Origin of the sequence: Shewanella sp. 2_MG-2023 (assembly GCF_030548905.1) — a bacterium.
Lineage (GTDB): Bacteria > Pseudomonadota > Gammaproteobacteria > Enterobacterales > Shewanellaceae > Shewanella > Shewanella electrodiphila.
Genome location: NZ_JAUOSO010000003.1, coordinates 15,755 through 32,337 on the forward strand (window position 1 = coordinate 15,755; position 16,583 = coordinate 32,337).

The window sequence follows — 16,583 nt, forward strand, 5'->3', positions numbered from 1 at the left end:
TAGTACAACAAAAAAGGCCACCTAGTGGTGGCCTTTTTAAGATTTAGTAAAGATTAAGCTTGGCCTTTCACTTCTTTAAGACCGTTGTAAGGTGCTTTTTCACCTAATGCTTCTTCGATACGAAGTAATTGGTTGTACTTAGCAACACGGTCACTACGGCTTAAAGAACCCGTTTTGATTTGACCTGCAGCAGTACCAACAGCTAAATCAGCAATGGTTGCGTCTTCAGTTTCACCACTACGGTGAGAAATAACAACAGTGAAACCTGCATCTTTAGCCATTTTGATTGCTGCTAAAGTTTCAGTCAGTGAACCGATTTGGTTGAATTTAATTAAGATTGAGTTAGCAATACCGTTATCGATACCACGTTTTAAAATCTTAGTGTTCGTTACGAATAAATCGTCACCAACCAATTGGATTTTGTCACCCATCAATTTAGTTTGATGTGCAAAACCTTCCCAATCTGACTCATCTAGACCGTCTTCAATAGAAACGATTGGGTATTCTTTCGTCAAATCTTGTAAGAAGTAGTTAAACTCTTCTGAAGTGAATTTCTTACCTTCACCTTTAAGATCGTAGATATTGGCTTCTTTATCAAAGAACTCTGATGCAGCACAATCCATCGCTAAGGTGATGTCTTTGCCTAGCTCGTAGCCAGCATTAGCAACAGCCACTTTAATTGCAGCTAAAGCAGATGCATTTGATGGAAGGTTTGGTGCGAAACCACCTTCATCACCCACAGCTGTAGAGTGACCATCAGCTTTAAGTACTTTCGCTAAACTATGGAATACTTCTGCACCCATACGTAAACCTTCGCGGAAGTTAGCTGCGCCAACAGGTTGAATCATAAATTCTTGGATATCTACGCTGTTATCAGCATGCTCACCACCATTGATGATATTCATCATAGGTAATGGCATAGAGTAAACACCTGGAGTGTCGTTTAAGTCAGCAATATGTGCGTATAAAGGAACTTTCTTTGAAATTGCTGCTGCTTTAGCTGCAGCTAAAGATACTGCTAAGATAGCGTTTGCGCCAAACTTAGCTTTGTTTTCAGTGCCATCTAGGTCAATCATGATTTGGTCAAGTTCAGCTTGAGCCAATGCATCTTTACCTTTTAGCGCTTCTGCGATTGGGCCATTAACGGCTTCAACCGCTTTTAATACACCTTTACCTAAGTAACGCGCTTTATCGCCATCACGTAATTCTAACGCTTCACGAGAACCAGTAGATGCACCTGATGGTGCTGCAGCCATACCGATAGAACCATCTGCAAGATGCACTTCAGCTTCAACCGTTGGGTTACCGCGTGAATCCATGATTTCGCGACCAATGACATTAATAATGTTAGCCATAACTTCCTCGATAAATGTAAGATAAAATTAAAATAGAAAATCAATACCATTAATCAGCAACATTCTTAGTATTGAAGATTGATTATTGGTATTTCACTTTCAGTTTGGTAATTAACTGTCAATTCGATGCATAGCATAGACCTATTATCTTGATGCTTCAACTATCAAAGTACCAAGTTGGAATCTGCCATGAAAAAAAAGCCATTGATGGAGTCATCAATGGCTTTCGTTATTTAGCTTGCTTCACCTTTTTGATGCGCTGCAGCTGCTGCTACAAAGCCTTCAAATAAAGGATGACCATCACGTGGTGTTGAGGTGAACTCTGGGTGGAATTGACCTGCAACAAACCAAGGGTGGTTTGGTAACTCAATCATTTCGACTAGCTTGCGATCAGATGATAAACCACTGAATATCAGTCCCGCTTTCTCTAAACGCTCAACGTAGTTGTTGTTCACTTCAAAACGGTGACGATGACGTTCAACACAAGTATTCGAGTTATAAGCTGCAGCAGCTTTTGTGCCTTCAGCTAAATGACATAGCTGGGCACCTAAACGCATTGTGCCGCCTAAGTCAGATTCTTCATGGCGAGTTTCAACATTACCTTCTTCATTGATCCACTCAGTGATCAAACCAATCACTGGGTGCTCAGTTTTAGAGTTAAACTCAGTTGAATGGGCATCTTCAAGTTTAGCAACATGACGAGCAAACTCGATAAGCGCAACTTGCATACCTAAACAAATACCGAAGTAAGGAATGTTGTTTTCACGTGCGTACTGAGCTGCAAAAATCTTACCTTCAACGCCACGTTCACCGAAACCACCAGGAACCAAAATGCCGTCTAAGCCAGTTAAGACTTCTGCACCTTTGGCTTCAACAGTTTGTGAGTCTACATATTGAATGTTTACTGTAACGCGGTTTTTTAGACCCGCATGCTTTAATGCTTCATTAACTGACTTATATGCATCAGGTAATTCAATGTATTTACCCACCATACCAATGGTGATTTCACCAGTTGGGTTAGCTTCTTGGTAAATAACATTTTCCCACTCTGATAAATCAGCTTCTTTACAATCAATGCCAAAACGCTTGATCACTAATTCATCAAGGCCTTGTGAGCGAAGTAAAGCTGGGATCTTGTAGATACTGTCTACATCTTTTAATGAAATAACCGCTTTTTCTTCTACATTACAGAATAACGAGATTTTCGCTTTTTCGTTTGCAGGAATTGCGCGGTCACCACGACAAACTAAAACGTCTGGCGCGATACCAATTGAGCGTAACTCTTTTACAGAGTGCTGTGTTGGCTTGGTTTTAATTTCACCCGCAGCGCCCAAGAATGGCACTAAGGTTAAATGCATGAATAAAGTGCGATCACGTCCTAGCTCAGCACTTAATTGACGAATAGACTCTAAGAAAGGTAGTGATTCAATATCACCCACTGTGCCACCGATTTCTACGATAGCAACATCATGGCCTTCACCACCTTCAAGCACTTTTTCTTTAATCGCATTAGTAATATGCGGGATGACCTGAATAGTTGCGCCTAAATAGTCACCACGACGCTCTTTACGAAGCACTTGCTCATAAATACGGCCTGTAGTGAAGTTATTACGACGATTCATTTTGGTGCGAATAAAACGTTCGTAATGACCTAAATCTAAATCAGTTTCAGCACCGTCTTCAGTAACGAAAACTTCACCATGCTGAGTTGGACTCATGGTTCCTGGATCAACGTTAATGTATGGGTCCAGTTTCATAATGGTTACATTGAGGCCACGCGCCTCTAAAATTGCTGCTAGAGATGCTGCTGCAATGCCTTTACCTAGTGATGAAACAACGCCACCAGTTACGAAGATATACCTTGTAGTCATGCTGAACCTGAGAATGTGAGTTTGAAAAATACGTGCTTGTAAGAAAGCACTAGGACGGGGCGACATTCTACCAAATTAGCCCGATAACAACAAACAATAAACTCATAAAATTGCGTTAATAACGTTTAATTAGCCAACAGCTTCATTCAATGCGATTTTTAGATTAATAACATAACCGCAGTTATCGCTACAATGCGATTAAACCAACTAACAATGAAGTCACCATTAGCATCAGCTTTACTTTGCAAAAGTTATTTTGCTTTTTCCTGCTGTTTAACCTTCTCCCAGTATGCATCTAGCTCTTCTAAAGAATGTTCATCGATTGATTTACCACTTTGCTCGGCAGACGCTTCTACGCCTCGAAAACGTCGTTCAAATTTTTGATTAGCTTGTCTTAAGGCTTGTTCTGGCTCTACGCCTAAATGCCTTGCCATGTTTGCAACGGCAAATAACAAGTCGCCCATTTCATCAACCACTCGCTCGTGGTACTTTTCTGGCTCAGTATTAAGGTGCTTTGCTTCTTCCATCACCTCATCTATTTCTTCGTGCACTTTCGCCACCACAGGCGCTAAATCAGGCCAATCAAACCCGACCTTGGCGACCCTTTTTTGAATCTTAATTGCGCGGTTCATTGCGGGTAGAGTGACAGGAATATCAGCCAATAATGAAAACTGCTGTTTTTGCTCTCGCTCAGACTGCTTTATCGCATCCCAAGATTGTTTAACCTTTTCAGCACTTACAAGAGCAGAATCAGTATTATCAGTAGGAAACACATGAGGGTGTCGCCTCGTCAGCTTGTCACAAATCTTCTCGACCACGGTTGAAAAGTCAAACATGCCCTGCTCTTTCGCTAACTGACAATAAAACACCACTTGAAATAACAAGTCACCTAATTCATCAGGTAAGGAGTCAAAGTCAGCTTGTTCGATTGCATCTGTAACTTCATATGCTTCTTCGAGGGTAAAAGGCACTATCGTCTTAAAGTTTTGCTGCTTGTCCCATGGGCAACCAGTTTCAGGATCTCGCAGCCTTTCCATGATGGTTAAAAGCGGTTGGATAATATTGTCAGTTTTCGATTGGCCTTTTGGCATGGGGAAATATCCAATTAATGAGCGGGATTAAACAAAAAGGTGGTAAACCTAATGATTTACCACCTCAATTAACAACGAGCTTATTACAAGCTTTAATCTTTATAGACGTCTTGCTTCTATTACGCCTTCAATTTGGCCAAGCTTAACTAATATACGGGACAAGCCATCGAGATTATAAAGTTCAAGCTCCAGATCTACCGCTGCAGTTTGATTCTTTTCATCTGATGTAGAGCTCATCGCCATCACATTCGACTTTTCTGCTGCCAACACGGTAGTCACATCACGTAATAAACCGCTTCTGTCATGGGCACTGACTTGAACTTTAATCCGATAACCACCAGAATAATTCTCGCCCCACACCACTTCAACACTTCTTTCTGGATGAGCGCGCATTAACTCTTTCACTTGTGCGCAATCACTGCGGTGAACCGACACGCCGCGTCCCATTGTTATATAGCCGAAGATTTCATCACCAGGAACTGGTTTACAACAACTGGCAATATGGCTGAGTAGATTACCCACACCATTCACTTCAACTTGCCCCTTACCTTTACGAGGCGCTCTGGTATGCGAGCGTTTAATGATTTCTTCAACAATTTCTTGCTCTGAATTTGGCTCTTTACGCAAGCTGGTTTCAATAAAGTTAACCACTTGATTAAGACGTAAATCGCCACCGCCAATCGCTGCTAACATGTCATCCATACTGTTCATGTTAAATCGTTCTACCGCGACTTGAGCATCTTTAATTTTTAACGATACTCGCGTCAATTCAGCTTCAAGTAATTCTTTACCTGCAACCATATTTTTATCGCGATCTTGTTGCTTGAACCAATGTTGGATTTTAGAGCGAGAACGCGACGACTTAATGTAGCCTAAATTAGGGTTTAACCAATCACGTTTTGGGTTAGGGTGCTTTGAGGTAATAATTTCAATGCGTTCACCCGTTTCGACTTGATAAGTAAACGGCACGATACGACCATCCACTTTAGCGCCAATGCACTTATGTCCCACATGCGAGTGAATATAATAAGCAAAATCAAGCACCGTTGACCCTAGCGGTAAATCAACCACTTCGCCATTAGGGGTAAAAACATATGCTCGGTCCTCAAAAACCTGACTACGTACTTCTTCAACTAAATTACCGGTTTCAGCAACATCTTCTTGCCAGAGTAAAATTTTACGTAACCAGTTAATTTTCTCTTCATAGCCACTTTGCTTACCACCAGCAGTGCCTTCTTTATACTTCCAGTGCGCTGCAACGCCAAGCTCAGCATCTTGGTGCATGGCTTCTGTACGGATTTGGATTTCGACCGTTTTACCTTCAGGGCCTACGACGACGGTATGAATTGACTGGTAACCATTGGGTTTAGGATTAGCCACATAGTCATCAAATTCACGTGGGATATGATGCCAAAGCGTATGAACGACACCTAATGCGCCATAACAATCCTGAAGTCGGTCTGTGACAATACGCACTGCACGTACATCAAACAGTTCATCGAACTTAAGATCTTTGCCTTTCATTTTGCGCCAGATACTGTAGATATGCTTTGGACGACCATAGACCTTAGCGCGGATCTGATCAGCATCTAATCGCTCTTGTAACTGGGTCACAAATTTATCGACAAATACTTCTCTGTCGACACGCTTACCGTCGAGTTGTTTCGCAATATCTTTATAGACAACGGGGTGAAGATAGCGAAATGAGATATCTTCTAACTCCCATTTAAGTTGACCTATACCCAATCGGTTTGCCAATGGCGCATAAATATCTGCGACTTCACGGGCTACAAGCACACGCGTTTCTTCATCGACATTTTTAATTTCTCGAAGTAAACGCAAACGCTCAGCAAGTTTTATCACTACAGCACGAACATCCTCTACCATTGCCAAAAGCATTTTTCGGATATTGTCTATTTGCGGCTCAGCAGTACGAGAATCTTGGCTGACTTTTAATGCCCCAATCGCTTCCATTGTCACCACACTGGCGACCAGCTTACTTAAATTTTTACCGAATTTTTCTTCAATATCTTCAATCGACAAAATGCCTTCATCATGCACGATGAATAACAAAGAGGCTTGGAGCGTTTCGATGTCCATGTTTAAAGGCGCAAGGATTTCGACCATTTCGCGAGCACGATCTAATAAACCGCGATGTACATCAGGTGAAGGAGTTGGCAGCGCATCTAACTGTTTAATAAGATCCAGCAACATTTGGGCTTCCTCGGCATTATCAATATAACGCGTCACCCATTCGTCGATATTGAAATCGGCTGAATTAAAATGTGCTTCTCGAACTGAGACCATAATTAACTTCCTTATTGGTACCTAATTGCTACCAGTACTAACAAACCAGCTTAAAAGTTCAATAAACTGGTTATTGCAGATGCGCTCTACATTATTACAAAAGAATCATCTTGAATGTTCAGTAATCTATGTCAAATTATTATTAATCATTTTACAAATTCTTACTTAAAAAACCGATATCAGTACAATGTTTCATCGTTTTCTAGTTAAAACAAGATTAGCGTATATCTGATATCAATAATAAAGCATCAAGTTACTAACGAATGTTCTACAGGCAACACATAGTACACCTAAGCGATGATTCACTTTATTTCGAACAAAGCCATGGCTTCAATATGATGTGTTTGAGGAAACATATCGAGCATCATCAATTGTTTTAGTTTATAGCCTTGATCTATCAATACTTGACTGTCTCTGGCTAAACTTGCTGGATTACACGACACATAAACGACCTTCTTAGGCTTCATTTTAGAAAGCCATTGTAAACTTTCATATGCCCCTGCTCTGGCAGGATCAAGCAGTAACTTATCGATACGTCCAAGCCACGATGCTTCTGATAAATCAGCGCTCAAATCGGCATGAAAGAAACTTAAATTGGTTAAATTATTATCCAGTGCATTTTGTTTTGCTTGAGCCACCATTTCAGGTACGCCTTCAACACCAATAACATCTGCAGCTTTGGTAGCCAGTGGCAAACTAAAGTTACCAACACCACAAAATAAATCTAAAATACGCTCATTCGCTTGGGGGGCTAGCCATTCAATAGCTTGCGCAACCATTCGTTGATTAATATCGGCATTAACCTGAACAAAATTACCTGGGCTAAAGCGGCAATCCACTTGCCCATCAGCTAAACTGTATTGCGGCAATTCAATTCCTGCTTGGTCTGATGCTGTATCATCTGAAACTGTATTTGACGGCACTGAATATAACCCATGAACTTGACTATCATTATCTTGCACAAGCAAGTTAATGTTATGCGATGCAGCGAAATCAATCAGTAATTGCTCATCAGCGGGTTTTAATGCTTTAGTTATTCGCAATACAGCAAACAAACCGTTCTCAGCTTCTGTGAGTTCTAAATGGCCTAAGGTCGTTTTAGCCTGTAATTGATTGAGCAGTTTTGTAAACGGCGTAATTAATGCTGATAGAGGCTTAGCAAGTACGTCACACTGCTTAATTTGAACAATGTCACTGCTATTAGCAGCCCGAAACCCTAGTTGTAATTTCTTGGTTTTTTTATCAAATAATGTCGCTAAACGAGCACGACGTCGATAATGCCACTCTTCACCGATGACAGCGTCAGCTACCATCGTTGAATCGACATTAATGGCCAATTTACTCATTAAATTGGTTAACGCTAATTGTTTATGGTCACGCTGTGCTTCTATGTCCATATGCTGTAAATCACAGCCTCCACATTGCTGATAATGTGGGCATTGAGCGTTTACGCGATGAGGTGCTGGTTTATCAACCTTAAATAATTTGGCCTTGGCATATTTTTTCTTTTGCTCAGTCAATTGAGCTGTCACTGTTTCACCAGGAAGCGCACCCGGTACAAACACGACTTTCCCGTTATGTTGTGCAATACCTGCACCGAGGTGATCGAGTTGTGTTACCGTTAAACTCAACTTTGCTGATAACTGCTTAGTCTTGTTTGGTTTTGCTTTAAAAAATTGCGCCATTTTGGCCTCTGGTTTTGAATAAATCACTAGTCAAGAGTGCTGTATTTCTGGCAATCTAGACAACATAATGAATAAAAGTCTTTAGGAATAATAACTTCACGATGAATACTGCTAACAACATGACCAAATACAGCCTCCGTTCTTGGGTGCTCGTACTTGCGTTAGCGCCTACTGTTATGGTGGGTATTCTACTTGGAAGTTACTTCACCATAAACCGTTTTTATGAACTTGAAGAAACCTTAATAGCCCAAGGTCGAAGTATTGTCGAACCTTTGGCCATTGCCAGTGAGTTTGGCTTAGCGACTGAAGACAGAGAAGCCAGCAAACGATTACTGGCAGCATCGCAGCTGAGTAACTCATCTTTAATTCATTCAATTGCGATTTTTGACAATGATAACCAATTATTCGTCACCTCCCATTATCACAAAGATTTTGAAAGTATGCGCTATACCAGAGCGCTTGAGTCACTGATTGCTAGTCAGTACGAAACCATTGATGACACTATGGTGATCCGTGTACCCATTATTTCCCATACTGGCATCAATCAACAAAATACCAATTATCTCGCTACTGCTTCTCCAGCAAAAAACGTCCCCCCTACGATAACCAATGCTGAAGGTCAGCAGATCTTGGGTTATATCTCGATATTGTTGAATAAGGAAAACGCCTTACTCGAGCAGCACCGCGCTGCGATAGCGGCATTTGTCATCGTTTTGATTGGTGTGCAGTTGAACTTATTTTTCACGTTTAGATTAGTAAAACACGTTAACTACCCTATTACTGAAATGGTACGAGTGGTGGCTAAAATTCGCGAAGGCAAACTGGATACTCGATTAGATGGCCAGCTTATTGGCGAGCTTGATTTATTGAAACGTGGTATCAATGCCATGGCGAGCTCCTTATCTGAATACCACGATGAAATGCAGCAAAATATCGATCAAGCAACTTCTGATTTACGTGAAACCTTAGAACAAATTGAAATTCAAAACGTTGAATTAGACTTAGCTAAAAAACGCGCATTAGAAGCCAGCCGAATAAAATCAGAGTTCTTAGCTAACATGTCTCACGAACTACGCACACCGCTTAATGGTGTGATTGGTTTCTCTAGGCAGTTAATCAAAACCCCTTTGCATTCAAGTCAGCTTGACTACATCAAAACCATTGAGCGCAGTGCCAGTAACTTACTCGGTATCATTAACGACATTCTTGATTTCTCTAAACTTGAAGCGGGTAAAATGGTGCTTGAGAAAATGCCATTTGCATTAAGAGAAACCATTTCTGAGACGGTCAGTATTGTATCGGGTAGCGCTCAAGAGAAAAAAATCGAATTAGTCATTGATATAGATGATAACGTACCAGAAAGTGTCAGTGGTGATGCCATGCGTGTTGGCCAAATCATGACAAACTTAATCGGCAACGCGATTAAATTTACCGACCAAGGTAGTGTGGTGTTAAAGATTCATCTTGTTGGCCAAAAAGATGAAAACATTACCTTACGTTGTGAAATCATAGATACCGGCATCGGTATTGATGAAAGCCAGCAAGAATATTTATTCCAGGCATTTGGTCAAGCTGACTCTTCAATCTCGCGACGCTTTGGCGGAACTGGGCTTGGGCTCGTCATTACCAAGCGCTTAATAAACCAAATGGGCGGTCAAATTGGGTTTACATCCACGCCGAACAAAGGGTCCACGTTCTGGTTTATGCTGCCGCTAGAACTTAGCCAATTCCATATTGGAGAAGTACTTCATTTAGACTCCCTTCGTGATAAAACGCTATTGTTGTTTGAAGCTCGTGAATTGACCCGAGATACGTTCAATCGTCGCTTTGAGGCATGGGGCTTACATTTAACTTCTGTAGGTCAAGTTAACCATTTAGCGTCAACACTTTCGTCAAGCAAAATTCATTACGACTATATTTTGATTAGTTGTCATGGCTTTAATGATAACGAACAATTACTCGAGTTCTTAAAAATTGCGAGAGAAAAAACGGCTTGCTTAGTTTTGCTCCATGACTGCATAGAACAACAAGAAATACTCAATCAGGCATTACGCCCTAATACTGATATTTTGATGAGCATGCCAATCAGTGACTATGATTTAGCCAATCAGCTTATCCATCCGCCAACCCAAACGGCATTATTAACAGAAGTTAGCCAAGAGGTTGTTTTCGAGCGCAAGAATTTAAGCGTGCTCGCTGTTGATGACAACATTGCCAACCTAAAACTCATCGACACATTGCTAAAAGAAATTGTCGTTAATGTCATTTCTGTCAATAACGGTGATGATGCGGTCAAATACGCTAAACAACAATCCTTTGATGTCATCTTTATGGACATTCAAATGCCTGGCACCGATGGCATTACTGCAACCAAATATATTCGCCAAGAGTCACAAAATAGAAATACGCCAATTATTGCGGTCACAGCTCACGCCATTGCGGAAGAACGTGAATTGATTTTAGGTAGTGGTATGGATGGTTATTTGCCAAAACCGATTGATGAAGCAGCGCTAAAGGGCGTGATTAATCGCTGGATCAATAAACCTAAGTTTACCCACTTTGATATGCACACCTTGAATTGGGAACTATGCTTAGCTCAAACCAATCAAAAACCAGACTTGGCAATTGAAATGCTGCAAATGCTTGTGGACTCATTACCTAGCACTATCATAGACATCGAAACCGCCATCAAAAATGCGGATCATCAACTCATGATACAAACGGTACACAAGTTACATGGCGCCAGTTGTTACTGCGGCGTGCCCAATACCCAAAAGCTTTGCCAAGAGATAGAATCATCACTGAAGAAAAAAATCAGCCTTGATGATCTAGAACCGGAAATACTAGAGTTACTTGACGAGCTAACTAAGGTAGAATCAGCAGCAAATCAAGTGATATCACAGTTATCAGCGGATGTTCCCAATGAGTAATCAACCCGGCTTTTTTAAACGTTTAAAAGCGTTATCTTTACCTCAAAAGCAATTATTTGCGACCGCACTTTGTCAGCGTATGCTGCCAAACTACCAACTTTTTTCTGAAGTATGTGAGTTTGGTGAGCCAAAAATGCTCAGCACTGTATTAGATTTGCTTTGGCAATCTCAGTACGATAAAAAGTTTAAATTTAACTACGATATCCATTTACAACGTCTTGAAGACAACACGCCTGAGCCAAGTGATTTTGAAGCATATGGTGTCTATCCAGCAATGGACGCAGCTGTGGCATTAACAACGCTTCTAGGCGGCATTCAAGGTAAAATAGAAGAAGATATTACTAACATCAGTAAGCTGTCTTCAAGCACTGTAGCCAATTATATCGAAGCAATCAGTGTTGAAGAACTTCAAGACGAGCTAAACGAAGAAGTAGTCGAAGAGTTTGTTTTCAATCATCCTGTTATGAAAGAAGAGAAAGAGCTTCAAGGGATGTTGTTGGATATTGTTGAAGCTAATCCAAAAATATCTGCTGAATTTATTAAAGAGTTACGCAAAGAAATTGTCGATGCTGGTGTATCAAATATTGGCATTAGCGCTCAGTAAATAGCTAAAAGTGACGCTGTTTAATCAGAGTTAATAGTGGGAGTGATGCCAGCAACACTCCCTTTACTTCTTTGAAGGTTTTTATCATCTAAAGTAAGACCTTAATCGCATTTTCTTTTACGTTATTTCAAGTAGACTCATTTAATAGAATCGAAATTAAAGGCTATGACTCATTCAACTTACAGCCAAAACTTCTTGTATTACCTACAAGCTATTGAAGGTTGCGCTCGATTAGTTTCACCTTAATATTTACAACATTATGATTGAGTATTTTATGCTTGAATCGCAAAACACTCACGACTAGCGCCTATCATTATCACTTTACTCATTAACAAGGATTGAGGGATGCCCAGTATTCTTACCCCTCTTATTGCCGTTTTCGGAATCATGCTTTTAGGCTTTATTATACAAAAGCTTAAAGTCTTGCCACATGATACTGACTTTACCCTTAATGAATATGTTTACTATGTTGCCTTCCCTGCAATACTGTTTATTGCCTTAGCCGAAACAGACATTGATGAAATTTTGCAATGGGGGTTTATTGCATCATTTGGCATTACAATGCTCGTTACCTATTTTGTCACTGCTGTCATCTCGTTATCAGCTGATAAGAAGCAACCTGCATTAGCTGCTATCAGGGGGCTTAATACCAGTTTTGGTAACACAGCCTTTATCGGTATTCCTCTGATGATGATGCTCTATCCAGGAAACAACCATGCAATTACATTAGCTGCGATTGCCAGTTTATTATCAATTGTCATGTTTGCCTTTGTGATGGTAAGCATGGAGCTGGCCATTAATAAGCAGCAAAAACGTCATCCCATTATTATCATGCTCAATGCGCTCAGCAGTAACCCAATTGTTATTGGTTGCGCCCTGGGGGTTGCAGCCTCCGCTGTTAAGCTTCCCATACCTGATAGTCTAAGCGTGATGATGCGACTTATCGGTAATACATCTAGCCCGTGTGCGCTGTTTGCAATCGGTATGGTGTTAGCCAAAGCCATGCATGGCGGCGAAGAGTCTTCAGAAACTAGACACCACATTGCTATCGAAATGACCGTGCTAAATATGTTAAAGCTGGTATTTCAGCCCATTATCGCATACGCCTTGTTACGGTATTTTAATGTTGATACTGAGTTGCTTATCATGGGCGTTATTTTGGCGGCGCTTCCTACTGCAGCGAGTGTTTACTTACTTGCCCAACGCTATCAAACCTATGGTTTAGCCAGTGCTAAATGCATTTTAATCAGTACTATCGCCACATTTATTACACTGCCTATTATTGAGAAGTTACTCCACAACATAAACTGAGCCAGCTTATATTATTGTTTACATGGAGATTAAAATCCTTATAACAAAAATCAACAACCAGTACTTTACTGTATAAAAAAACAGTGTAAACTGTTTATAAATACAGTGGTTTGATGATTATTCACACAAGGATTGATTATGCTTTGCCAATTAAGCATTAATAATTTCGCGATTGTACGTTTTCTTGAACTCGACTTTAAAGCCGGCATGACCAGCATTACAGGTGAAACAGGTGCGGGTAAATCGATTGCAATAGACGCCTTAGGTTTATGTTTAGGTAATCGCGCTGATGCCAATACAGTGAGACCAGGTGCCAACAAAGCTGAAGTGAGCGCACGCTTTACAATAGATGATGTGCCATTTGCCAAACGCTGGCTTGAAGATAACGATCTTGATGTCGAAGATGAATGTATATTACGTCGAACCATCAGTGCCGATGGGCGTTCTCGCGCTTACATTAATGGTAACCCTGTACCACTTTCGCAGTTAAAAACACTTGGGCAATTATTTGTTGGGATCCATGGGCAACATGCACACCACGCAATGCTAAAAAGTGAACATCAACTAACACTGCTCGATAGCTACGCCAATCATAAGTTATTGCTTGATAGCGTGACTAAAAGTTATCAGCGCTGTAAAAATGTTGAAAATGAACTCAAACAATTACAACAGAATCAACAAGAGCGTATTGCTCGAAAACAACTGGTGCAATATCAAGTTGAAGAATTAGATGAGTTTGCTTTAATACCTGGCGAGTTTGAACAAATAGAGCAAGAACATAAACGCTTAGCAAACGGCACCGACTTAATTGAAAGTTGTCAAAGCGCACTCCAATTGCTCAGTGAAGATGACGAACATAATATTGAATCTTTGCTTAACCGCGCTGTGACAGTCGCTGACAGCTTACAGAGCTTTGACCCTACACTTAAAAACATTGCAGAAATGCTCAATGAAGCTTTGATACAAGTCCAAGAAAGCACTAGTGAAGTGCAGGATTATCTCAGTAGAATTGAGTTAGACCCTGAACATTTTGCCTTTCTTGAGCAGCGAATATCTAAAGCAATGCAACTGGCTCGCAAGCATCATGTGCAGACCGAATATCTAGCTGAGCACCACGGGCAGTTAAAAGCTGAACTATCAGAGCTCAGTAGCGATGCAAGCCGTCTAGATGAGATTCAGCAACAATTAGATGACAGTAAACTCGCTTATATTAAAAACGCACAGAAACTCAGCCAAAGCCGCCAACGTTATGCCAAAGAGCTCAATAAACTGGTAACTCAGTCAATACACGAGCTAAATATGCCTAAAGGCAAGTTCAATATTGCGGTTAACTTTAATCCTGAGTCACAGTCATTAATGGGCAGCGATCAAATAGAATTTCAAGTAACCACCAACCCAGGCCAGCCCTTACAACCTATTGCTAAAGTGGCATCAGGTGGTGAGTTATCTCGAATAGGCTTAGGTATTCAGGTCATCACGGCTAGAAAAGTTTCAACCCCAACATTAATATTCGATGAAGTTGATGTGGGTATTTCTGGCCCGACAGCAGCGGTTGTCGGTCGAATGCTTCGTAGTTTGGGGGAATCGACCCAAGTTATCTGTGTGACTCATTTACCGCAAGTTGCCGGTAATGGTCATCAACATATGTTAGTGAACAAGTTTACCAAAAGTGGTGGCACTGAGACTCAAATGAAACCGCTTGATAAAGAGCAGCGCATCAGTGAGTTAGCAAGGTTACTGGCGGGTGATGTTATCACTGAAAATGCACTCGCAAATGCGCGAGAGCTTTTACACTGATTAAGCCAATCTTGCTCGATAACAAGCCGCAATCGGCACTTATTTATCAAACAAAAAAGCCCACTTCATGTGGGCTTTTCTAGTTTTACTTATTGAAACGAAATTTTAATTTACTGAAAGTAACGTTGCTTTCAATAGCTGTTTAGATGGCTCTATACGAAATAATAAATCGCCTGCAAACAAACTAGAGCAAAGATACCAGCTAAGACATCATCAATCATAATCCCAAATCCGCCATGAACTTTTGCGTCTAACCAACGGATAGGCCAAGGTTTAAGGATATCGAAAAAACGAAACAATGCAAAACCGATGACAAGCCATATAAGCCCAGCAGGCGCAGCTATCATGGTAATCATTAAGCCTGCAACTTCATCCCAAACAATGGCGCCATGATCATGTACGCCCATATCTTTTGCAGCTTTATCACAAATATAAAAGCCCACCAGCGTGCTGACGAGAGTTATAATAATAAAAGCTGTCAGACTTAAGTGGCTCATTAAATAAACCAATGGCACAGCGGCAAGGGTGCCAAATGTACCCGGTGCTTTCGCAGCAAGACCACTACCAAAACCCAGCGCTAAGAAGTGTACTGGATTTTTTAAAGACAGCTTTAATACTGCCGGATCAGTAGATAAAAATTTCATTAAAAATGCTCAAAGTTTTTCGCGTCTAACTCAAAAGGTTGTCCATCAGATACAAGTCGTAATTTATCACCGGCACAAATTTGGCCTATTTTGACAAACTTAACCCCGGCGTGGAGTAAGGCTGTATCTAATGCGCCTCGCTGGGCTTCTGGTACTGTAAATAATAGCTCATAATCTTCACCGCCTGTGAGTGCGTAATTAATTGCTTCATGTTTACCTACAGACTCAATAAGTGATTTGGATAAAGGCAATTCATTGACATCAATAATCGCACCGACATTGGAGGCTTTTAAAACATGCTTTATATCTGAATTTAATCCATCAGATAAATCAATGGCACTGGTAGCCAATGAACGCAGAGCTTGACCGGCAATAATTCTAGGCGTTGGATGATAATGTCGGTTTATCAAAAATTCTTTATATTGCAGATCAACTTCTTTGTTGCCCAGCAATACATCTAAACCTAAGGCTGAATCGCCTAACGTGCCTGTCACATAAATCCAATCACCGATTTTTGCGCCACTACGGGTTAATGCTTTACCGGTAGGTACTTGACCGTGAATAGTGATGTTAATACATCGAGGGCCACGAGTGGTATCTCCACCAATTAAGCTGACGCTATAATATTCTGCAGCTTCAAATAAGCCCTCACTGAATTCTTGTAACCATTGGTTATCAACATCAGGTAGAGTGAGCGCTAATGTCATCCATGCAGGGTCTGCGCCCATTGCGGCTAAATCTGACAAATTAACAGCCACAGATTTATAGCCTAACTCGTGAGCTGGCATGGTTGGCAAAAAGTGAATATTTTCGACGAGAGTATCGCAAGAGATCGCGATGGATTTATTTTCTGCTGGTTGCACTATGGCGCAATCATCGCCAATACCGAGATGAACATCACGGCGCTGTTGGCCTTTATCACGGAAAAATTGTTCAATAATTTGGAATTCTTTCACGATAAATCTGGTACGGTTGCCCGCCCACCTAT

11 protein-coding genes are annotated in these 16,583 nt (G+C 40.9%); 4 read left to right on the top strand and 7 right to left on the bottom strand.

Annotated elements, in window-relative coordinates; genetic code table 11:
* Positions 1 to 53 precede the first annotated feature (53 nt).
* The 5 genes from eno to rlmD form a co-directional block, all read right to left on the bottom strand.
* The gene (gene eno, locus Q4600_RS04050) at positions 54 to 1,355 is read right to left on the bottom strand and encodes a phosphopyruvate hydratase (RefSeq protein ID WP_303513010.1); all 1,302 of its coding nucleotides are present in this window, start codon (positions 1,353 to 1,355) and stop codon (positions 54 to 56) included.
* 233 nt (positions 1,356 to 1,588) lie between these two features.
* On the bottom strand, positions 1,589 to 3,226 hold the full coding sequence (locus tag Q4600_RS04055) for a CTP synthase (RefSeq protein WP_102526952.1): 1,638 nt from the start codon (positions 3,224 to 3,226) through the stop codon (positions 1,589 to 1,591).
* Positions 3,227 to 3,477: 251 nt separating this feature from the next.
* Complete coding sequence (gene mazG, locus Q4600_RS04060; protein WP_303513014.1) at positions 3,478 to 4,317, bottom strand: nucleoside triphosphate pyrophosphohydrolase; 840 nt, start codon at positions 4,315 to 4,317, stop codon at positions 3,478 to 3,480.
* A 99-nt stretch (positions 4,318 to 4,416) separates the two neighbouring features.
* Entirely contained in the window at positions 4,417 to 6,624 is a 2,208-nt protein-coding gene (gene relA, locus Q4600_RS04065; RefSeq protein ID WP_229368920.1) for a GTP diphosphokinase, read from the bottom strand.
* Positions 6,625 to 6,926: 302 nt separating this feature from the next.
* Positions 6,927 to 8,309: a 23S rRNA (uracil(1939)-C(5))-methyltransferase RlmD gene (gene rlmD / locus Q4600_RS04070; protein WP_229368921.1), complete on the bottom strand. Its 1,383-nt coding sequence runs from the start codon at positions 8,307 to 8,309 to the stop codon at positions 6,927 to 6,929.
* A 101-nt stretch (positions 8,310 to 8,410) separates the two neighbouring features.
* Between rlmD and barA the strand changes: the two genes are divergently transcribed.
* The 4 genes from barA (at position 8,411) to recN (ending at position 14,951) form a co-directional block, all read left to right on the top strand.
* Positions 8,411 to 11,239, top strand: a complete 2,829-nt coding sequence (barA, locus tag Q4600_RS04075) for a two-component sensor histidine kinase BarA (protein ID WP_303513018.1) — start codon at positions 8,411 to 8,413, stop codon at positions 11,237 to 11,239.
* Positions 11,232 to 11,843 (top strand): YjaG family protein, encoded by a 612-nt coding sequence (locus tag Q4600_RS04080; RefSeq protein WP_102526947.1) that lies wholly within the window; start codon positions 11,232 to 11,234, stop codon positions 11,841 to 11,843. Before barA ends, Q4600_RS04080 begins: the two co-directional genes overlap by 8 nt.
* Positions 11,844 to 12,188: 345 nt before the next feature.
* On the top strand, positions 12,189 to 13,154 hold the full coding sequence (locus Q4600_RS04085) for an AEC family transporter (RefSeq protein WP_303513020.1): 966 nt from the start codon (positions 12,189 to 12,191) through the stop codon (positions 13,152 to 13,154).
* A 138-nt stretch (positions 13,155 to 13,292) separates the two neighbouring features.
* On the top strand, positions 13,293 to 14,951 hold the full coding sequence (gene recN, locus Q4600_RS04090; protein ID WP_102526945.1) for a DNA repair protein RecN: 1,659 nt from the start codon (positions 13,293 to 13,295) through the stop codon (positions 14,949 to 14,951).
* Positions 14,952 to 15,103: 152 nt separating this feature from the next.
* On the opposite strand, the gene Q4600_RS04095 is transcribed toward recN, so the two are convergent.
* Positions 15,104 to 15,595: a phosphatidylglycerophosphatase A gene (locus tag Q4600_RS04095; protein ID WP_303513025.1), complete on the bottom strand. Its 492-nt coding sequence runs from the start codon at positions 15,593 to 15,595 to the stop codon at positions 15,104 to 15,106.
* A complete protein-coding gene (gene thiL / locus Q4600_RS04100) occupies positions 15,595 to 16,551 on the bottom strand; it encodes a thiamine-phosphate kinase (RefSeq protein WP_303513027.1) in 957 nt (318 codons plus the stop codon). The genes Q4600_RS04095 and thiL overlap by 1 nt, the downstream gene beginning before the upstream one ends.
* Positions 16,552 to 16,583 lie beyond the last annotated feature (32 nt).